The sequence below is a fragment of the Streptomyces sp. NPDC020747 genome (genome assembly GCF_044334695.1).
Classification (GTDB): Bacteria; Actinomycetota; Actinomycetes; order Streptomycetales; family Streptomycetaceae; genus Streptomyces.
Genome location: NZ_JBIRTJ010000003.1, coordinates 83,523 through 101,934 on the forward strand (window position 1 = coordinate 83,523; position 18,412 = coordinate 101,934).

The following is an 18,412-nucleotide window of genomic DNA, read 5'->3' on the forward strand; positions in this document are numbered from 1 at the left end:
CGGTCAGCGCCTGTTGGCGCCGTTGACGAGCGAGCGCAGGACCACGGCGGAAATAGCGACCGAGATGGCAGTGATGGCGACGGCCGCCAGGAGCGCGGTGAGGACGACGCCGACGACGACCACAGCAGCGACCGCGCCGACTCCGACGCCCACGTACGGGGCGACCGGGCGGCCGGCGGATGGAACGGCCGGAGCCTGAACGTGCTGGTGAGTGGTGACGGTTGTCGGCAGGAGCGGGGCATCGAGCAGCTTGGGGCGGAACATGGCGGGACTCCTCTCAGTCGTGGGTGCCGTTGACGACGTCGACCCCGGAGCGGGTGCCGGACTCGATGGCGGGGGCGAGGATCGTGTGCGAGAGCCAGAAGCCGAACAGCGCGATCACGGCGGCGACCCAGAGGCGGACGCCGAGGAACTTGATCGCGGCCCAGGCGATGACGCCCAGGACGAGGACGAGCGGCAGTGAGACGGTCACGGGAGCTCCTCAGCGGTCAGCGGGCGGGGCAGCGGTGGGTGCGGGCGGCCAGCTCGGCGGCGGCGCGGCTGTCGTAGTCCGTGGAGAAGCCGCAGCGCGGGGCCGTGCAGGCGGCGGTGTGCTTCTCGTGGCCCCGGCCGTCGTAGTACGTGGCGACCTGGACGGGGCCGATGCGGACGACGTTGCGGAAGCGGCGGTTGGCGGTCATCAGTTGGGCTCCTTCGGGTTGTCGTGGCCGTTGCGGTCGTTGTGGGGCTCGCCGGTGAAGTCGGTGACGTGGTCGGCCAGCCAGCGCAAGATCTCGTCGCCCTCGTAGCTGTCGGCGGCGAGAATCACATGCTCGGCGATCAGCACGGCCTCGGTGAGGCGGTTCTGTCGGGTCAGCTCGGCAGCGCGCTTGAGCGCGCGGAGCGTGGTCGGGCGCAAGGTGGAAAGTCCTCCGGGATCAGGTGAGTTGAGCGGCGATGGCTTCGGCGAGCGGCGCAGGGATGCCGAGGCGGGCGCGAAGCGTCGGGGTGTCGATGACGGTTCCGGTCCGGGCGCGGTGTTCGTCGGCGACCTTGTGCGCCAGCGCGACGAGCGCGGGCGGAACAGGGGGTGTGGAGGGTTGGGAGGCTTCCGGTACCGCCGCAGGGAGTTCGGGTGCCGTGGTGGTCGGGACGGACTCTGGTTCCGTCGCCGCCGGGCCCTCGATCGGCGTAGGGGCGCCGTGGGCGAGCAGGGTTCCGCCGAGGAAGGCGACGGCGGGCCATCCGGCGACGAGGATGCGAAGCCAGGCCGGTACGTCGTTCAGGTCGAGCAGCCCGGCGGTGGCGACGTTGGCGCCCAGCGAGGCGGTGAGCGCGACGAGGAACCAGCACCACCCGGCCGCTTTCGCCTCGCCGGAGCGCAGTCGATGCCAGGCCGCCACCATCAGCAGGTCGACGGAGACCGGGTAGGCCCACGCCTTCCACCCGTCCTGTCCGGCGGCCGAGGCCAGGTCATGCAGGTGGGCGAAGGACAGCGCGGCCGCGATAAGCGCTTGGATGAGTACGGCGTCGAGGCGGACGGGTAGGGCACGCACGGGCGACTCCTTCCGAGTCCGTTTCGGGCATGGAGGGGTAGGGAGTCGGCGCGGGATGACCGCGCCGGCGGTTGGATGGGGTGCGCTTAGTCGGTGACCGGGCGCGGTGTGGACACCTGTTCGGCGACCTTCACGGGCACCGGCGGGACGTACGCCCGGAAGGGCGCGAGCGCCGGTATGTCGGGGGCGAGATGCGCCGTCTCACGGCAGGTGACCGCAGCGTCGGCGAGGGTCATGTACGGAGTGCGGATGCGAGACCAGCCGCCAGAGGTGTCGCCGACGACGGCCAAGCCAGGCAGCTCGGCCGCGATGGCGCAGGCAGCGCCGACGGCTTCCGGGGCGATGTCGCCGAGCGCCATTTTCGCGGAGGCTTCGTCGTTGACGCGGTGGCAGACCCGGCCGGAGAGCTGAGCGCGGAGCATGGTCGCGCCCTTGCCCAGCTCGGCGCCGAACCGCTGTCCGCAGACCTCCAGGTAGATACCGGCGGCCCGGCCGAGCTGAGCGAGCCGGATCAGCTGAGTGACCATCTCGTCGCGCCGTTCCTCCTCCTTCCGCGTGGCGATGAGGAAGAGTTCGGCCACCTCGTCGATGAACAGCACGATGGGAGCGGGGCGTTCGCTCTCGGGCAGGCCCCAGATGTCCGAGGTGATCGACTCGTCCGGGGTCCCGGGGGCGATGCCCTGCCGGGCCTTGATCAGGTCGTAGCGGTCCTCCATTTCCTTCACGAGCACGGGAAGCAGTTCAGCCGCTTGCTCAGGGTCGGTCGCCAGCGCGGAAAGCCGGGCAGCGAACGGCGCCAGCTCCACACCGCGCTTGCAGTCGATGCCGACCAGGACCACCGGCTGAGCCGCCAGCCCGGTCAGCAGGTTGCGCAGGAACATGGACTTGCCCGACAGCGTGGCGCCGAGGACCAGTTCATGAGGTACGGCCCGGTAGTCCCGTACGAATGCGGTCGCGTCCTGCCGCAGCGCCACCGGCACCCGCAGCAGCCCGCCATCAATCCGGCGGGGCATTCTCACCTTGCGCAGTACGTCGAAGCCGACGAGCCGCAGTTCCACGACTCCGGGCTTCACGTCCCGCACGTACACGGCGTGAACGCCCCAGGCGTGCCGCAGCCGTTCGGCCGAGGCCGCCACGTCCGCCGGTTCCTGGCCCGGAGCCAGCCGCAGCCGGAGCCGCAGGCCGGTCGTGGTGGGCCGGATCATGCCCCGCCGCGGGGGCACAGGCCGGACCTCACGGCGAGTCGTGGCCTTGACGGCCAGTACCCGCAGCCGTGACGGCGCGACCGTGAGGCCGCACGCGTCCATGGTCGAGGAGTACGAGGCCATCAGCCGGACCACCGAGACCGGCAGCCCGACCGTGGACCAGTACGCCGCCGGGTGGGCGTGCCGGGCGTAGGCCGCGCCGCCTATCGCAGCGAGCGGCCCGCTCAGCTCGGCCAACGTCACCAGGTCGGTCACGTCGATCAGCCCGCCTGGGCGACCGGGAAGGCGCCCGAAGTGATGGCCTTTGCCCGGTAGGCGATGCCGTGCCGCTGCTGGCCGTTGAACACGCTCTCCCACGGCCGGGCGATCAGGCGCGGTAGGGAGACCGGAGCACCGACCGACAGTCCGTCCGTCACACCGCTTTCGGGGATGGTGACCTGGATCAGCGACGACTCCCCCTCATCGATGAAGACGACGCCGACGGTCATCAGTGCCTCGCCGCTCACCGCGTCCTTGGCGATCTCACCGGTCTGCCGGTCGCGCACCTTCGGCGACGGCGCTTCGGTGAGCAGGATCGTGGCGGACGAGGCGTCAATACGGATCACACGCACAGAGGTTTCTCCTTCTGAGTGGATCAACTCGCCACATGACAAGTTGACTTATCAAGTTCGACGTTAAGGATGCCAGGTTGACTTATCAAGTGGCTTGCTGAGGACCAACAAGCACGATCGACAACGCAAGCGCACCCTGTAACCAGGCAGCACAAAGGAGGGCGCGACATGGGCAAGCAACACCGCGCTCAAGAGCCGCAGTCATGGGGTCCACGCAACTCGCAAGGGCCCGCACCACCGCCAAACGCCTGGTCTGCGCCACCGGAAGGCCCTCCGTCAAACAGCCCCTATCAGGGCGAGACGACGTCCCGGCCGAAGAAGCGACGCCGCGTCTTTCTATGGATCTTCCTGATCGTTCAGATCTTGTTCCTGATCTGGGTGATCACGGGCGCCGCGAGCGGCAGCGGCACACCCGATGAGTGCCGAGGCCTGACAGGTGACAACTTGCAGGTGTGCGAGGACGCGAACGACATCGGAACCACCATCGGCGTGGGACTCATCATCGGCCTGTGGGCGGCCGTTGTCCGTTCCCAAGAGATCTGAATTGATGAGATGCCTCCGAGCTGGCCTTTGCCAGTTCTGCTGGGACAGCTTGGGGAGCCGCTGGCCCGGTGGATCTGAACGGCGGTGAGCCTGCTTGTGCCCGAGCTTGGTGAGTCCCCTTTGTTCTGCCTGGCGGCATGGCTGTGGCCTGGTGTTTTTCAGTTCTGGTGGGACTCATCCCGTAGGGCGTCGTAGTCGTCCGGCGCTGTCACCAACATCAGTGGTCTTCCCAGGGAGTCGGTCAGCGGAAGAGAGCGTCGTTGGAGAAGGTGTGGGAGTGGAGCTTCTCGCGAAGGGTGGGGACGTTCAGCCGGTGCTCCGCCTCTGTGCAGACGGCGTTGATGGTGCGCCGGTGCTGGCTGAGCCGGCCTCCACCTCCGTGCCTCGATGATCTGGATCAACGGCCTCCTGAAGGCAACTGGCTGATCACGACATCACACGGGCCCAAGCCAGCGGTGCGGGCGGGGGTAGGGGTTCGGTGCGGTCGGCACGGAAGGACTGCAGGAAGTAGGCCACCAGGCGCCGTGACGCGGCCATCGACACCTGCGGAGACTCCCCGACGATGCCACCGTTGGCCAGCAGCAGGAGGGTGATGTCGGAGATGTCGAAGTCGGCGCGCAACTTCCCGGTGTCCTTGGCCCGTCGTGCGAGTTGGGCGAGAACCTCCTCGATGCGGGCGCGTTCGCGGCCGAATTCGGCGTTGTCGGGGAACTCGGAAAGGAACGCGGCCGTGAAGCCGCGGTCGCAGGCCTGCATCGCACACACCTTCTCGATGACGGAGCAGAAACCGCGCCAGGGGTCCGGGTCACCCACCGCCTCGTCGAACACCGCCACACAGAGCGCCAGTTGCCCGGAGAACGCCTCGGTCACGAGCGAGGCACGGGTGGGGAACCGCCGGTAGAGGGTGGCGACCCCGACACCGGCCCGCCGGGCGATCGCGGTGACGGGCACGTCGGTCCCATGGGCGGTGTAAACCTCGCGGGCGGCCTTCAGGATGCGCTCGCGGTTGTACCGGGCGTCGATGCGAAGCCCGTCCGCTGCTGCACTTCGGTCGCGCTCGCCGGAACAGGCGGCGTCGGCCGGACCCTTGTGAGAAGGCTGATCAGGCATGTCTCTCACTTTAACGCAACCGGAAGGTGCCGTCCGTTTGCCTCGCTAGCCTGGGCCGACAGCCTGGTGGAACCCCTTCCGTCGATTGACAGGACAGCTACGTGAACGACATGCGCGCGGCGCTCTACGACAGCTTCGGCTCGCCCGAGGTGCTGTACGTGAGCAAGGTCCCCGTCCCCGCCCCGGAGCACGACGAGGTACTGGTCCGGGTCCACGCGGTCAGCGTCAACGGAGCTGAACTGCACGGCCGGGCCGGGCGGATGCGCCCGGTGACGGGCCGCCGCTTTCCCCAACGTACGGGCCTGGACTTCGCCGGAGAGGTCAATGCGGTGGGCGCCACGGTGACCGGGGTGAGGGAAGGCGACCGGGTGTGGGGCATACTTCCGCGCGGCCGGTTCGGCAGCGCGGCCGAGTACGTCGCCGTCCACCCGCGGCAGCTCTCTCCCGCCCCCGCCGGACTCCCCCTGGTGCAGGCCGCCTCGCTCCCCGCCACCGGTACGACCGCGATCACCGCCCTACGTGGCAAGGCACGACTGAAACCGGGCGAACGCCTTCTCGTACGCGGCGCAAGCGGAGGGGCCGGCAGCGCCGCCGTCCAGCTCGGCAAGGCACTCGGCGCCCACGTCACCGCGCTCGCGGGCCCGAGGAACCTCGACTTCGTCCGTGACCTGGGCGCCGACGAGGCGCTGAGTTACACCACGACCCGCCTGTCCGACCTGGGCACCTTCGACGTCATCCTGGACACCGTCGGCACCCTGCACTCCGCCTACCGCAAGCTCCTGGCCCCGGGCGGGCGCATGGTGGCCATCGCCTTCGACACCGAGAACTTCCTTCTCAGCCTCTCCTACATCCTGGCCTCCACCCTGCACGGCCCACGCCGGGTGCGCTTCTTCAGCGGAAACCCCCGGCACGAACTCTTCGCCGAACTCACCCGATATGTGGAGACCGGCGCCATCCGCCCGACCGTGGACACCGTCCACCCCCTGGCCGGCATCGGCGCCGCCCACCGCGCCCTGGAAGCAGGCGGCGTACGCGGGAAGCACGTCATCCAGATCGCGTGACGGGCCCATGCGCCCGTGCCCGCCGGGCTCCACCCGCGCGGAGCCGCGTCCTGCCTCCGCACCCTCCACCCCGCGTGATCACGACCCAGGACAGGCCCTGGGCCGCGACCCTCCAGGAAGCAGGTGCCGAAGCCGCGCCTGCCCCTGGCAGGGATGCCCCGAGCCCGCCGGATCGCGCAGGCGATCGTGGTGAAGCGGCGGCACGTGCCCACCGCCCTTGTCTCGGGTGGCCGGGCGCATGGTGCAGGGGAGCGGGGTCCAGCGCAGTCAGCGCGGCGACCAACTCGTTCACCGGCCGGATGTCCTTCTCCGCGAGTCGCTCTTCGGGAACGCCGAGCGCGGCGGCGTCGGTCGGCCGGATGACCAGGCTCTGTACGGCGGCACAGATACCGGGCGGTCGTCCGGCAGGCCCCTCAAGAGCCCTGACTGGTCGGCGGCAAGGCGCGTGAGCGGATCGGGTGGTGAGTAGTCGCGCGCGTCCCCGGTCATGACCGGGGATCGTAGAGGGCCGCTCTGACACACGGACAGTGCTGTTCAGTTCCGCCGGGACTGCTCACCTGGCCGAGCAGATCCAGCGGGAAATGTCAGAAGGACTGGGAACGGACAGCCGTTGACGTCATCCTTGGCTTTACATACGTCGTCTACCGACTCGCCAGCCGACGCACCTAAGACAAGCCATCGCAGCCGAACGGCAGGCGGCACGCCGGTTCAGGTGAGCCGGTAAGTGTCTTCAAGTTCCTGCCGGTCGGCTGGCAGCAGCACGTCGACGACCTGCAAGGCTTGACCCGAGGTGTCGCAGGCGACGACCAGCACGCTAAGGACGGGAACGCCATCAGGGAGCTCCAGAAGTTGAGCCTCGCCACTGTCGGGCAGTCTGGCCGAGACCCGTTCCGTCACGTGGTCGAAGCGCACTTTCTTCCGCGTCTCAAGATGCTCACGGACGCTGCCACTCAGGGCTTCGGAAGTCTCCAGCTCGGTTCCCTCGACCAGGCCGGCGGGGAAGTACGACGAGACCAACTCGACCGCTTCGCCGTCCTCCTCGACCAAGAATCGGCGCACGAGAACCTTCGCCCGCTTGGGCAGTCCGAGCGCCGAGGCAACGCGAGCAGGAACGGGCACATGGCCGACCTCAATCAGGCGGCCCGGCGCTTGCGATTCGTCGCGCTCCAGCGCCGTACGGCCACGGCGGTCCTTCTGCTCGCCAGCCTCGGGGCGCCCGCGCACGATCGTGCCGTATCCCTGCCGGGACTCCAGCCAGCCGTCACGCTTCAACAGCTCCAGCGCACGCACGACGGTCGGGCGGGACATCGCGAAGGCTTGCACCAGCTGGTTCTCACTGGGCACCCGTGTGCCGGGCGAGTACGTACCGTCCTCAATGCGACCTTGAAGGGTCTGCGCGAGGCGCACGTACTTCGGTGGCTCCACTTCATACGCCATGAACGCCGCCCGTCGGGATTGGACCAGTCAACTGGTCAACCAGACTAGCGACACTTGCACACTCACAGTAGAAGGGGGCCGAACCCTTCGTTCGACGGCCAGGCGCCGGCCACCACGGCGGAGACCACGGTCCCGCCGAATCGACTGGGCCCGGAGTGCCACGAGTCGGCGATGGCGTCGACCAGGAACAGGCCAAGCCCGTGTGCCTCGCTGGCCTCCGGGCGCCGCAGTCGCACGTTCGACGGGAACCCCGGGTTGTGCACCTCGATCCGAAGCGACGTCTCCACGCGGTACCACTCAACGCGCACCAGCCAGGGTTCATCCGCCCGTCCGTAGAGAATCGCGTTGGTGACCAGCTCCGAGACCATCAGCGTGCAGTCGTCGATCGAGCAGGCCGGGTCGTACGCGGCGATGACCTTCCGGAACCAGCTCCGGGCCCGGGCTACGGACCCCGGCGCCGGGTGCAGGATCATCGCCCCGAGTCGTGCGGTACCGAAACCGTCGCGGCCATCGGTGGTGTCATCCATCCGCGCCCACTCCTTGCCGCTGCCATCGCAGTCGAGACAGCGCCGCTTCGATGTGGCACGAACGCGGTCGTTGGCCGTGGAGAGCGCCAGAGCGGTACGGGAGCCGACGCGTTTCCAACCGCGCCCACGGCATCCCGGCAAGCTAACCGCGCACCCCTGTCCGGCCGCTGACTTCGTCACGCCGTGCCCCTTCCACCCCAAGTGGCCTTATCCGCTTTATGGATAGTGGTATTAGCCACTTGGAGTGTGCAAGTGGTTCGGCGCAACTGCCGGGTTGTCAGGTGAGGGGGTAACCCTGCTCGAAGGCCCAACGATGCGGGGGATAGGTGGCCTCGGCGAACTCCAACGGCCGGTCCTGAAGGTCGAAGACGACGTGGTGAACAATCAGAACGGCTGAACCGGCCTCCAGTTGGAGGTCCGACGCCTCCTCGTCGGTGGCGCTCCGGGCGCACATACGGTCCTCGGCATAGCTGCCCTGGCGGCCCGTCATGTTCTCGACGTACATGAGCGTCCCCTCCTGGATCCGCTCAGGCTCCAGGAGCTTCGGCGCACGCCGACCGACGTCGGGAGCGAACCACGAGGTAGACAGGGTGATCGGCCCGTCATGGTTGTTGGTCACCCGTCGCCGGTGCACGGCCCGACGGTCCTTGACCAGCCCCAGGGCTTCGGCAACGTGATCCGGCGCATCCAGCCAACCGGCCGACGTGATCACCGCGTACTCACCGGGCGTGTAGATCTTCCCGGTCTGCCGGGCCCGGCCGTACAGCTCACGCGCCCGCCGGTTGACCTCCAGGCTGCGCACGTACGTGCCCGATCCCTGGCGCTTCTCGACGAGCCCCTGATGGCTCAGCGCTTCCAGCGACCGTGCGGCCGTGGGCCGGGACACCTTCCAGTCCGCCGCCAACTGGCGCTCCGAGGGCACCTCGTCCCCGGGCCTAAGGTCTCCCCGAAGGATCTGATCGCGGATGAAGTGCGCGATCTGGAGATACTTCGGCTGAGCCTCCTCGATCTGAGGCATTCGCCCTCCTCGTCCAAGTGGCTATGGCCTCTAGCCACTATAGAGTGAGTGGTCAACCCTCGACCCCGTACGCTGGCCGCATGAAGCGGTTGATCGTCGCAGCAGGAGGAGGGGGCGACGCAGTCGCCGCCGCCATGCTCCACACCGCCCTCTACGGCGACGAGGACCAGGCGGTGATCCTCACGTACGCGTGGGACCGCCTCCTCATCGACCCGGTACCGGGCCCCCGAGGACCGGACAACTTCACCGGCCTCGAACAGCTCACCCCCGCAGTCTGGACAGTGCCGGCGGACGCCCGCCCGATCGCTCCAGCAGGCTCCACACTCCCCCGTCTCGCGGCAGAGCTCCCGCACACCTTCGCCCTGATCGACCCGCACCACGGCGCCGAGGGCATCACGCGCCAACTCGAAGAGCTGATCGGCCACTTGTCTCCGGAGTCGATCGATCTGCTCGACGTGGGGGGCGACATCCTTGCGCGAGGCGACGAACCGACCCTGAAGAGCCCTCTCGCGGACGCCCTCACGCTTGCCGCGTGCTGCCAGGTGAACGCGCCCATCCGGCTGCTGGTCGCAGGCCCCGGTCTGGACGGCGAACTACCGCTCGACGACTTGCGCGGAATGCTCGGCCCCCTCTTCCACACCTTCACAGCGAAGGATGTCGAGCCGATCAGCGCGGTCCTGGAGTGGCACCCGTCCGAGGCCACCGGCATGCTTGCAGCCACCGCCCGAGGCGTACGAGGGACCTGCGAAGTCCGGGACGCGGGACTACCCGTCGCACTCACCGACGAAGGCCCCACCGTCCACGTGGTCGACCTGGACGAGGCTGTCAGTCGCAACCAGCTGGCCCGCGCCATCATGGCGACCGAGACTCTGGACGAGGTCGAGGCCCACAGCCGGGAAGTCTGCGGCTACTCGGAAATCGACTACGAGCGCAACAAGGCCGCATGGCTCAAGGACCAGCCGCCCGCGGACCTGGTCCCACAGACCGTGCTGGCCCAACTCGACCAGTTCGAGGGCGAAGCCCGGCGCCGCGGAGTCACCCACACAACATTCCGCCACCTCACAGAGGCTTTGAAACTCAACGGCTCCCAGCGCGAGGATCTCCGCCAGCTCCTCATCAGCAGCCGCTCTGAGCAGTACACCGCTCCGCTATGGGGCATTCCTGCCACAATACGTCACCGTCAGTACCCTGTGTCTTCTGGCCCGTCCGGCGGGTGAGCCGGAGACGGCGCTTGTAAATCCTGGCGAGTACATCGGCGGAGGATGGCTCATCCCAGACGGTGCCCACGCCGCCAGACAGCAAGGCGTCGCGGGCTCGCATCATCGTTTCGGAGCCCGCCCAGGAGGAGTGCGGCCAACTGCTCCTTCTCCATGCGTCGCCCTCCGGTGTGGACTGGTCGCTGACATCCAATCCTGACACCAACGAGGCCGGACGACGGCGCACGCCGACGCACCGGATCAACCACAGTGACAGCAGGTTGCGCGGCCCGGACGTTTCCTTGATCGAACTCCTAAAGCGGGTGTCAGAGCTTCTCTCGCTGTCACGGCATCACATGCAAGTCGGTCCGAGGGCTACCGAGTCTTGAACTCGACCTTCCCGGTGCCCATTCGGAAGTTCCCATTCGAGTACAGCGTCGGTCGTTCCTCGACATGGTTTCCGCTGTACTTCTCAACCTGTCGGATCTGGGCGCCGCCGGGCGCGGTGAAGTCGATCAAGGCGATGGCGACCCAATAGGACAAGTTGCGATTGTTGAACAGTGGCACCGTCACTGTGGAGCCCCGCCCGTCAGTGACTACCACCCGAGCACCGTACGACTTGAACGATCCGGTCCCGTTCTCCACTGCGCTATAAGCGCAGAGAAGGACGTATCCCTGGAGGTCTGGACGACGGATGGTGATCGTCTCGCGACCCGGAACCTTAGAGTCCCCATCCAAAGCGATATAGGGCGGCACGACAGTCGATCCGAGCTGCCGGTAATAGACGACCTGATCCGACTTGTTCGGACGCTTGCCCGGTAGCGTGACCGCATCTCCAGGGACATAGAGGGCGTACAGGTCGAGGTCAGCGCCGGCCTGTCTCCGGGCCGCGCTCCCACCGTTCCACTCAAGTGAGGCTGTCACGATGAGGCTCGGGTCATCCTTGCGCATGTTGATGGTCGCTTGTCCGGCCTTGGTCAGGGCGACTTTGCCCAGCGGGACGAGGGGACGAGTCGGCGTCATGGGCGGGGCTGGCTGGACGTGTTGGCGCTGTGCGGGCGGTATAGCGGGGACTTGCCCTGCGCTGGGTCCTGGGTCATCTACAACGATGCCGAAGTCTGAGGCTAGGCCAGCCAGCCCTGTGTCCCATCCTTGACCCACGGCTCTTGCCTTCCACCCGCTCGCCCGCCGGTAGAGCTCGATGAGAATGGCCACCGTCTCCCGGTGCACGAGCGGCGGCGGCTCGAATGTAATCCGCGCACTTCCGCACTCAACGACCGCTTGGGGGGTATTGCTCGCGTCGAAGTGAGTTGCCGTCAGCTCAGGGTCAACGCTGGCCACAACGACGATGCGGTCTACTGCCGCGGGGATCGCGGCCAGGTCCGCGACAATCGTCTGCCCGCGCAATTCGACCTTGTCCTGTGACGCGTGGTTGTAGAAGACCAAATCGTCATCGCTCCGCACCTTGCCGTCCCGGCCTAGGAGGACGGCAGACACGTCGATGCCTGTAGTCAGGGAGTTGAGGGCGACGCGGCACACCGCCGCGGGCAAGACGGCGTTACCGCCCTTGGTAAGAGTCATGGTCATGTGTGGCCTCTCACGGTGGTTCGTACATACTGGTCCCCTGAGGCGATCCATGTAGAGCGAACGCTGATCTCGCGTGGTAAGCACGTCGATGACGATCATGTTCTGAGATGCCACGACGCGCGGCCTGCAGGGCTGTCCCCCGTCTCAGTTTCCGTCTCATTCAAACCCGTTCGCGGTCGTTCAGACGAGACCATGAGTCACCCCCACACCAGCGGCCAGCCGCCCATGAACCCGGGTGAACTCCCCGGCACACAACCCGTCACCCCACCACCACAGTTGGAAAGCGTGTTGGGGGCAACCCCTCACGAGTTCGAATCTCGTATCCTCCGCCAGTGCCTCACCGGGCACGATGTCGAAGGGCCCCACCGTTCGCGGTGGGGCCCTTCGACGGTTCTCAGCCCTCGTTGTCCTGGTTTTTGTCCACGGCGGGTGTCTCCGGGGATCCCCGGATGGCTTCGGTGATCTTCCGGGTGACGTCCCTGAGCATGGCGTCCGGTACGTGGAGGTACCGGGCCCGCAGTCCACAGGTCGGGACTGTCCACGGGCTGTGTGGTCCTGCGCCTGCTCTCCCTGTCGATGGGATTCAGGACCGGGCGGAGTGTGATGTGTTGGACGTGGATCTCCAGGAGTCGCGTGACGGCGGCGCGGCCGATGGTGTGCCGGCCGTGGCCCCGGGGCCGCCCAGGGACTGCCAGGACGACGCAGTTTTCGGTAATCGGTATGGCACGTCGGGAAGAGCGATAGAACTTGGCTCCGCACCTTCGGGGGCGATCGTCTGGCTGCGTCCGACTTCGGGGGATCTCGATGACCAAATGGCGGGTCGCGCTCTGGCCTCTGGCGATCTTCAGCTCCGGGTATGTCGCCCTGCTGCTCTTCTGGAGCTTCGGGGATCATCCCTCAGGGCTTCCCGGCCTCTTTGTCTTCCGGAGTGCCACTTGGGGTGACGGGCTGCTCCTCCCCCTGCTGGCGCTCTGCCTGCGGGTGCTGACCCTGCGACTGCGAGCGGCCGAACCGACGCCACCGAGCAGGCGCGGAACAATCGCCGTCGTGGCCCTGGCGGGCGCCGCCCTCGGCTGCGCGGTGGTCCTGACCTGGTTCCTGGACGACCATCCGGAACTCAACTGGACGAATCCCAGGCCTCATTACTTCAACGCGGCGGGGAAGTACCACGCAGCCTTCCTCGTCCTCGCCAGTGCCGCCTTCGCTGGCTTGGGCGCTGACCTCGCAGTGCACCTGCGCCGCGCGGGGACGGCGGCCGTCAAAAGAACGCTGACCTCGTCCTGGGCGTGCGTGGCGCTGGCTTGCATGGCCGCGTACGGATACTTGGGGGTCCTGGACAGCACGAGAGGAAAGGCGACTGCCGGGAGCACGGTCTCACTGACGGCGATGGCGATCGCCGCGGCTGTCGTCGTCGCCGCGATGTTCCTCTTCCGGGACGGGCAGGGGACGGCGTACGTCAACACGCTCGTCGTCGCGTTGGTTCTCACCGTCTTCACGGTGACCTTCGCCCTCGCCCATCCGCATATGAGCGCCCTCACCTATGCCGCGCTGGTGAGCGCCGTCCTCTCGGGACTGGGGCTGACCGCGACGACGGAGCCCGGCAGTCACGTCTCCGCGGTGGAGTCTCTGGGGGTGTGCGGCCTCTTCGGTGCCACGACGGTGTACGTCTCCACCGCACACTCGGACAAGCTCTGGATGGCGGTCGCGGCCGCCTTCCCCGCGACGGCCGGCGCCGTCGCCTTGCGCTGGCTCCGGGCGAACGTCGCCCACATGCCCCGCCAGTCACCGGTGACCGGGGAATACGGAATGGCTGCCGGCATCTCCACGTGCCTGCTCCTGTCGTCCATGTTCGCCGCCTGGATCAGCGAGCGGGCGGGGGACGAATACATCACCGGTGGATTCATTCTCACGGTCGTCGGGGCGGTACTGGGCGGCGTCTTCTTCCAGTACTTCAAGTCCGACTTCACCAAACTCATGCAGATCGAAGGCGATCCGACAGGCCGGTCCGAGGGGCAGCAGGCGAGCCCGGCCCAGTCACAGACCGCGCGGAGAGTGTGGATCAGGCTCGCCAGTTACAGCCTCGCCGCATTCGCCGCCATGCTCGTGCTCTCCATTTCTCTGGCTCCGTCGCTGGGATGGCGCCCGGGCGGCGCGGGGCTCCGGTGGACTGTGGTGTTCAGTGCCGTGGGAATCGCGGTCCTGGTGGCGGCGCTGATCGCCAAGGCCCTGTCCACCGCCTCCGAGCCGCATCAGGACTGGGAGCACAGAGAAGCACCACCGAGGACGGACACACCGGCTTGGGTATGCGCCGTCGGCGGCACACTCGTGTCGGTCGTAGCGGGTGCCGCCGTCGCACACGAGGGAGCGTTCAACGGCCTGGCGGCGGTGCAGGCCGTCATGATCGCGCTGTTCGCGACGGAGGGCATTCTGGGCAACGGGGTCTGGCTGCATGTCGGCAGGACGACGCCCGCCTCCAGGTCCGCCGCGGCAGCCGTCGCCCTCGCCGTGGGGTTGACCACCTACTGGTCCTTGACCGGCCTGATCCGGCCGGGCGGTCGCACCGCCCATCTGGGGCAGTCACTGTCCGCGTGGCTGTGCTGCGCCGTCCTGGTCTTCGTCCTCGTCGTATCCACCACCTCGGCGGTGTACGTGGCCGGCGGGCGGGCGTACTGGACGGACTATCCACCGGCCAACAACGTGATGCAGGACGCCTTCCTGCTGTGTGTCCTCTGGCTCACTCTCGGCTGGCTTCCGCAGACCGTCCTCACGCACATACCGGCATCGGCGACCGAGCGGTGGGCGGCCGTGGGCACCCTCCTCGCCGGCTTCATGCTTACCTTCTGCCCTCCCTTCCTGTGGACGCTGGAGAACAACGACACCCATGTCTGCAGGCAACGTCTACGGCGCGGGGCCGACGAACCTCCCTGGCCGACCTTCTCCGACTCCTCCTTCACCCGAATCGCCCACCTTCAGCGACGGATATCTCATTTCTCCACGTCTGTGACATCGCACGAGCACGGCGTGGACGATCAGGAGCCGAACGCCAACGTCTTCCTGGTGAGGCTCAGCGGGCACACCGCCGCCCAGAACTCGATCGCACTGCTGCTCGCGATCGTCTCCCTGGTCGGAGCCGTAGGGATGACAGCCGGTTTCACGGGTGAGAGCGAACGCGAATGAGCAGCGACGCCTCTCGGCCCGGAGCGCGGCCCCAGCCGCGCTCCGGGCCGAGGAATACGCTCCTGTGGCCGAGACGGCCGAGGTCACGGCACGCCTCGAAAGGCCTGATCTCGGCGGGCCACCGCTCCCGTTCCCACTCCGCGCGACACCAGCACGAAGGACAGCGACCGGATCGCTGCCACGCCCGCGGCGAATGAGGGCCGGCGTCGCGCTCTGGCTATCACCCCGGCTGCGGGCCACGGCGGACGACCGTGCCTACGATCGCGCCGGGCAGGTCCAGGAAGCCCTCACCAAGCAGGGGAAACACCGAAGCGCCGCCGGAGCAGTCGATCTGGCCGTCGCCGCGACCGCTGAGCTGCAGGGGCTCACCCTGCTCCATCGCGACCGCGACTTCGAGTGCATCGCCGCGGTGACCGGGCAAGCCCTCCAGTGGTACGGCCCGGAGCACGGCAAGCAGGCCGGCGGTGGTTGGGCAGTTCTGCTTGCGTTCACTGCCGTGCATCATCGTTCAGAAGCCCCACCCGACGTTGTGCCCTTCGTCGTTGTCCCGTCTCAGGAGGGATCGGATGACCGAGCAATTGGTTGTCGACTTCTGGTTCGACCCCGTGTGCCCGTACACATGGATCTCCTCGCGGTGGGTGGTGGAGGTCACCAAGGTGCGGCCGGTGACCGTGCGCTGGCGGGTGATGAGTCTGTCGGTGCTCAACGAGCACCGGGACGACAACCCCGAGGGCGAGTGGGGGGACTACATGTGGGCTCCGGTGCGGGTGTGTGCCGCCGTGGAGGAGCGGTTCGGTCAGCAGGCGCTCGGTGATCTCTTCACTGCGATGGGCACCCGATTCCATCTCCGGGGCGGCTGGGGGAACCTGTCGGCGGCGCTTGCTGATGCCGGACTGCCGGAGGGGATCGCCGAGGTCGCCGAGTCCACCGCGTACGACGACGCGATCCGCTCCTCGCACGCGCGGGCCGTCGCCCTCGCCGGCGACGACATCGGCACCCCGGTGCTGTCGGTCGCCGGGCCCGGTGGCGAACGGGTCGGCTTCTTCGGCCCGGTCGTCTCCCCCGCGCCCACCGGAGAGACCGCCGGACGGTTGTGGGACGGCTTTCTGCTGCTGGCCACCGTTCCCGGCTTCTACGAGGTCAAGCGGACCCGTACCGAAGAGCCCCGGTACGACATGGGCGGCTGACACGGCGCGTCCGGCGGGAGCTCGCGTCCCAAGGCCGACGCCGACCACGAGCCTCCCCGGTCATCCGGCCCTTGGCCGCCGGGGCGTAAGCGTCGTCCCTCTGGAGAGCTACGCGTGAGTGACCCCTGTGGGGTGACGACCCAGGGCCGTCGGATCCGTAGCGTTTGAGTTGTCGCCCGAGTCACCGCACAGGCCACGGCCCACTCGTAGGGAAGGGATCGGGGTACTTCGGCCCGGACAGCAGCACTCAACGAAGGACCACGAAGGACCAGATCACCAAGATCCTGTCCTTCGTGGGCTGACAGCCTCACCTTTGACTGTCGCGGGAGGGGCCTCCCCCGCTGTCGTACGGCGGTTATTTCGGGTCGCTGTTGAACTTCGCGGTCGACCAGAAGTAGCCGAGCACCGCGAGCCCCACGCACCAGGCGAGGGCGAGCCAGCCGTTGTGGCCGATCTCGGTGCCGAGCAGCAGGCCCCGCAGGGTTTCGATGGCCGGTGTGAAGGGCTGGTACTCGGCGATCGGCTGGAACCAGCCCGGCATCGCGTCGACCGGGACGAACGCGCTGGAGATGAACGGCAGGAAGATCAACGGCATGGCATTGTTGCTGGCCGCCTCTGGGTTCGGGCTGATCAGGCCCATGCCGACCGCGATCCAGGTGAGTGCCAGGGCGAAGAGCACGAGCAGTCCGAACGCCGCCAGCCACTCTACGACGGTCGCGTCCGTGGACCGGAAGCCGATGGCCACCGCGACGGCGCCGACGAGGAGCACGCTCATCATGCACTGCAGCACGCTGCCGACGACGTGTCCGATGAGCACGGACGGGCGGTGGATCGCCATCGTGCGGAAGCGGGCGATGATGCCCTCCGTCATATCCATGGAGACGGACACCGCGGTGCCGATCGTGGTGCCGCCGATGGTCATCAGCAGCAGGCCCGGCACGAGATACGCGACGTATGCCGACCGGTCCGGACCGCCGTCGCCACCGATGCCCGCGCTCATCACGTCGCCGAAGATGTAGACGAACAGCAGTAGCAGCACGACTGGCGTGAGCAGCAGGTTCAGGGTGAGGGACGGGTAGCGCCGCACGTGCAGGAGGTTGCGGCGCAGCATCGTGGACGAGTCGCGTACGGCGAGGGCGAGGGAGCTCATCGGACGTCCTCCTTGGGCTGAGTGAGCTGGGCGGCGGGCTGCGCGGCGGGTTGGCTGGGCTGGCTGGGCACCTTGGTGCTGCCGGTCAGGGCGAAGAACACGTCGTCCAGGTCAGGGGTGTGCACGGTCAGTTCGTCGGCCTCGATGCCGGCCGCGTCCAGCCAGTCGAGGATCGAGCGGAGTTCGCGTTGGCTGCCGTCGCTGGGGATCTGCAGCGACAGGGCCTCGTCGTCGCGGGTCGCCTCGCGCAGGGCGAGGGCGGCCGTCTGGTACGCACCCGGGTCGGAGAACCTCAACCGCACATGCCCGCCGGGGATCAGGCGTTTCAGCTCCTCGGCGGTGCCTTCGGCGGCGATCTGGCCGTCGTTCAACACGGCGATGCGGTCGGCGAGTTCGTCGGCCTCTTCCAGGTACTGGGTGGTGAGGAAGACCGTCACCCCGCCCGTGACCAGCTCCCGGATGATGCCCCACATGTTGTGGCGGGAGCGCGGGTCGAGGCCGGTGGTGGGTTCGTCGAGGAAGATGATCCGCGGGTTGCCGACCAGGGTCATGGCGATGTCCAGGCGGCGTTTCATGCCGCCGGAGTAGGTGGAGGCCGGCTTCTTCGCCGCGTCCACCAGGTCGAAGCGTGCCAGGAGTTCGGCGGTGACCCGGCGGCCCTCCTGCTTGGAGAGGTGGTGCAGGTCCGCCATGAGGAGCATGTTCTCCTCGCCGGTGATCAGGCCGTCCACGGCGGAGAACTGGCCGGTGACGCCGATCGCCGCCCGCACCCCGTCCGGTGACGTGGTGACGTCGTGGCCCGCAACCTGGGCCTGCCCGCCGTCGGCGGAGATGAGGGTGGAGAGGATTTTCACGGCGGTGGTCTTGCCGGCGCCGTTCGGGCCGAGCAGGGCGAACACGGATCCGGCCGGGATGCGCAGATCGATGCCGTCGAGGACGGTCTTGTCGCCGTACGACTTGCGCAGACCGACGGTGGAGACGGCGGGCGGCGACGGATGACCGTCCCGTCGATTGGACGTGGGCATGACAGATGAAGGCATGGAGCCCTCCTGTTAGAAGGCCGAAGGG

The 18,412-nt window shown here is 67.9% G+C and carries 19 protein-coding genes and 1 pseudogene; 6 read left to right on the forward strand and 14 right to left on the reverse strand.

Translation table 11 applies throughout. The annotated features are described in order from the left end of the window. Positions 1 to 3 precede the first annotated feature (3 nt). The 7 genes from ACH4YP_RS09470 to ACH4YP_RS09500 form a co-directional block, all read right to left on the reverse strand. The gene (locus tag ACH4YP_RS09470) at positions 4 to 264 is read right to left on the reverse strand and encodes a SpdD protein (protein WP_398490111.1); all 261 of its coding nucleotides are present in this window, start codon (positions 262 to 264) and stop codon (positions 4 to 6) included. A 13-nt stretch (positions 265 to 277) separates the two neighbouring features. Further along, positions 278 to 472, reverse strand: coding sequence for a hypothetical protein (locus tag ACH4YP_RS09475; RefSeq protein WP_398490112.1), 195 nt, complete (start codon positions 470 to 472; stop codon positions 278 to 280). 16 nt (positions 473 to 488) lie between these two features. Continuing rightward, positions 489 to 680 (reverse strand): mobile element transfer protein, encoded by a 192-nt coding sequence (locus ACH4YP_RS09480; protein WP_328845178.1) that lies wholly within the window; start codon positions 678 to 680, stop codon positions 489 to 491. After that, positions 680 to 898, reverse strand: coding sequence for a hypothetical protein (locus ACH4YP_RS09485; RefSeq protein WP_398490113.1), 219 nt, complete (start codon positions 896 to 898; stop codon positions 680 to 682). Before ACH4YP_RS09485 ends, ACH4YP_RS09480 begins: the two co-directional genes overlap by 1 nt. A 19-nt stretch (positions 899 to 917) precedes the next feature. Continuing rightward, positions 918 to 1,535, reverse strand: a complete 618-nt coding sequence (locus ACH4YP_RS09490; RefSeq protein ID WP_398490115.1) for a DUF2637 domain-containing protein — start codon at positions 1,533 to 1,535, stop codon at positions 918 to 920. 86 nt (positions 1,536 to 1,621) lie between these two features. After that, positions 1,622 to 2,995, reverse strand: a complete 1,374-nt coding sequence (locus ACH4YP_RS09495) for an FtsK/SpoIIIE domain-containing protein (protein WP_398490116.1) — start codon at positions 2,993 to 2,995, stop codon at positions 1,622 to 1,624. A 5-nt stretch (positions 2,996 to 3,000) separates the two neighbouring features. Next, positions 3,001 to 3,351: a hypothetical protein gene (locus tag ACH4YP_RS09500; protein WP_398490117.1), complete on the reverse strand. Its 351-nt coding sequence runs from the start codon at positions 3,349 to 3,351 to the stop codon at positions 3,001 to 3,003. Between the two features lie 168 nt (positions 3,352 to 3,519). On the opposite strand from ACH4YP_RS09500, the gene ACH4YP_RS09505 reads away from it, so the two are divergent. Then, positions 3,520 to 3,894, forward strand: a complete 375-nt coding sequence (locus ACH4YP_RS09505; RefSeq protein ID WP_398490118.1) for a hypothetical protein — start codon at positions 3,520 to 3,522, stop codon at positions 3,892 to 3,894. 426 nt (positions 3,895 to 4,320) lie between these two features. Here the strand turns inward: ACH4YP_RS09505 and ACH4YP_RS09510 are convergent, their stop codons facing one another. Further along, positions 4,321 to 5,004 (reverse strand): TetR/AcrR family transcriptional regulator, encoded by a 684-nt coding sequence (locus tag ACH4YP_RS09510; protein WP_398490119.1) that lies wholly within the window; start codon positions 5,002 to 5,004, stop codon positions 4,321 to 4,323. A gap of 101 nt (positions 5,005 to 5,105) precedes the next feature. On the opposite strand from ACH4YP_RS09510, the gene ACH4YP_RS09515 reads away from it, so the two are divergent. Beyond that, positions 5,106 to 6,065 (forward strand): NAD(P)-dependent alcohol dehydrogenase, encoded by a 960-nt coding sequence (locus ACH4YP_RS09515; protein ID WP_398490121.1) that lies wholly within the window; start codon positions 5,106 to 5,108, stop codon positions 6,063 to 6,065. A 708-nt stretch (positions 6,066 to 6,773) separates the two neighbouring features. Here the strand turns inward: ACH4YP_RS09515 and ACH4YP_RS09520 are convergent. The 3 genes from ACH4YP_RS09520 to ACH4YP_RS09530 all read right to left on the reverse strand — a co-directional run bounded on the left by ACH4YP_RS09520 (position 6,774) and on the right by ACH4YP_RS09530 (position 9,047). After that, a complete protein-coding gene (locus tag ACH4YP_RS09520) occupies positions 6,774 to 7,502 on the reverse strand; it encodes a GntR family transcriptional regulator (RefSeq protein WP_398490123.1) in 729 nt (242 codons plus the stop codon). 62 nt (positions 7,503 to 7,564) lie between these two features. Continuing rightward, positions 7,565 to 8,029, reverse strand: coding sequence for an ATP-binding protein (locus tag ACH4YP_RS09525; protein ID WP_398490125.1), 465 nt, complete (start codon positions 8,027 to 8,029; stop codon positions 7,565 to 7,567). A gap of 277 nt (positions 8,030 to 8,306) precedes the next feature. Further along, positions 8,307 to 9,047 carry a GntR family transcriptional regulator gene (locus ACH4YP_RS09530; RefSeq protein WP_398490126.1) on the reverse strand — a complete coding sequence of 247 codons (741 nt, stop codon included), beginning with the start codon at positions 9,045 to 9,047 and terminating at the stop codon, positions 8,307 to 8,309. Positions 9,048 to 9,127: 80 nt separating this feature from the next. Here ACH4YP_RS09530 and ACH4YP_RS09535 point away from each other — a divergent pair, with 80 nt between their 5' ends. Continuing rightward, positions 9,128 to 10,264, forward strand: coding sequence for a DUF1152 domain-containing protein (locus tag ACH4YP_RS09535; protein ID WP_398490127.1), 1,137 nt, complete (start codon positions 9,128 to 9,130; stop codon positions 10,262 to 10,264). A gap of 354 nt (positions 10,265 to 10,618) precedes the next feature. Here ACH4YP_RS09535 and ACH4YP_RS09540 read toward each other — a convergent pair whose 3' ends face one another. Beyond that, positions 10,619 to 11,929, reverse strand: a complete 1,311-nt coding sequence (locus tag ACH4YP_RS09540; RefSeq protein WP_398490129.1) for a TerD family protein — start codon at positions 11,927 to 11,929, stop codon at positions 10,619 to 10,621. Between the two features lie 705 nt (positions 11,930 to 12,634). Here ACH4YP_RS09540 and ACH4YP_RS09545 point away from each other — a divergent pair. The 3 genes and pseudogenes from ACH4YP_RS09545 to ACH4YP_RS09555 all read left to right on the forward strand — a co-directional run bounded on the left by ACH4YP_RS09545 (position 12,635) and on the right by ACH4YP_RS09555 (position 16,194). Then, a complete protein-coding gene (locus ACH4YP_RS09545) occupies positions 12,635 to 15,007 on the forward strand; it encodes a hypothetical protein (protein ID WP_398490130.1) in 2,373 nt (790 codons plus the stop codon). A 244-nt stretch (positions 15,008 to 15,251) separates the two neighbouring features. Further along, positions 15,252 to 15,461 (forward strand): annotated as a pseudogene (locus ACH4YP_RS09550) (VapC toxin family PIN domain ribonuclease); the annotation flags it as partial. Positions 15,462 to 15,573: 112 nt separating this feature from the next. Further along, the gene (locus ACH4YP_RS09555; protein WP_361053099.1) at positions 15,574 to 16,194 is read left to right on the forward strand and encodes a disulfide bond formation protein DsbA; all 621 of its coding nucleotides are present in this window, start codon (positions 15,574 to 15,576) and stop codon (positions 16,192 to 16,194) included. Between the two features lie 355 nt (positions 16,195 to 16,549). On the opposite strand, the gene ACH4YP_RS09560 is transcribed toward ACH4YP_RS09555, so the two are convergent. Together ACH4YP_RS09560 and ACH4YP_RS09565 are read right to left on the reverse strand one after the other, a co-directional pair. After that, a complete protein-coding gene (locus ACH4YP_RS09560) occupies positions 16,550 to 17,344 on the reverse strand; it encodes an ABC transporter permease (RefSeq protein ID WP_361053096.1) in 795 nt (264 codons plus the stop codon). Then, positions 17,341 to 18,384 (reverse strand): ATP-binding cassette domain-containing protein, encoded by a 1,044-nt coding sequence (locus ACH4YP_RS09565; RefSeq protein WP_398490132.1) that lies wholly within the window; start codon positions 18,382 to 18,384, stop codon positions 17,341 to 17,343. Before ACH4YP_RS09565 ends, ACH4YP_RS09560 begins: the two co-directional genes overlap by 4 nt. Between the last annotated feature and the right edge of the window lie 28 nt (positions 18,385 to 18,412).

Coding starts and splice junctions, on each gene's coding strand:
- ACH4YP_RS09470 (WP_398490111.1), bottom strand. CDS start 264: ATGTTCCGCCCCAAGCTGCTCGATGCCCCGCTCCTGCCGACAACCGTC.
- ACH4YP_RS09480 (WP_328845178.1), bottom strand. CDS start 680: ATGACCGCCAACCGCCGCTTCCGCAACGTCGTCCGCATCGGCCCCGTC.
- ACH4YP_RS09505 (WP_398490118.1), top strand. CDS start 3,520: ATGGGCAAGCAACACCGCGCTCAAGAGCCGCAGTCATGGGGTCCACGC.
- ACH4YP_RS09510 (WP_398490119.1), bottom strand. CDS start 5,004: ATGCCTGATCAGCCTTCTCACAAGGGTCCGGCCGACGCCGCCTGTTCC.
- ACH4YP_RS09520 (WP_398490123.1), bottom strand. CDS start 7,502: ATGGCGTATGAAGTGGAGCCACCGAAGTACGTGCGCCTCGCGCAGACC.
- ACH4YP_RS09525 (WP_398490125.1), bottom strand. CDS start 8,029: ATGGATGACACCACCGATGGCCGCGACGGTTTCGGTACCGCACGACTC.
- ACH4YP_RS09530 (WP_398490126.1), bottom strand. CDS start 9,047: ATGCCTCAGATCGAGGAGGCTCAGCCGAAGTATCTCCAGATCGCGCAC.
- ACH4YP_RS09535 (WP_398490127.1), top strand. CDS start 9,128: ATGAAGCGGTTGATCGTCGCAGCAGGAGGAGGGGGCGACGCAGTCGCC.
- ACH4YP_RS09540 (WP_398490129.1), bottom strand. CDS start 11,929: ATGATCGTCATCGACGTGCTTACCACGCGAGATCAGCGTTCGCTCTAC.
- ACH4YP_RS09545 (WP_398490130.1), top strand. CDS start 12,635: ATGACCAAATGGCGGGTCGCGCTCTGGCCTCTGGCGATCTTCAGCTCC.
- ACH4YP_RS09555 (WP_361053099.1), top strand. CDS start 15,574: ATGACCGAGCAATTGGTTGTCGACTTCTGGTTCGACCCCGTGTGCCCG.
- ACH4YP_RS09560 (WP_361053096.1), bottom strand. CDS start 17,344: ATGAGCTCCCTCGCCCTCGCCGTACGCGACTCGTCCACGATGCTGCGC.
- ACH4YP_RS09565 (WP_398490132.1), bottom strand. CDS start 18,384: ATGCCTTCATCTGTCATGCCCACGTCCAATCGACGGGACGGTCATCCG.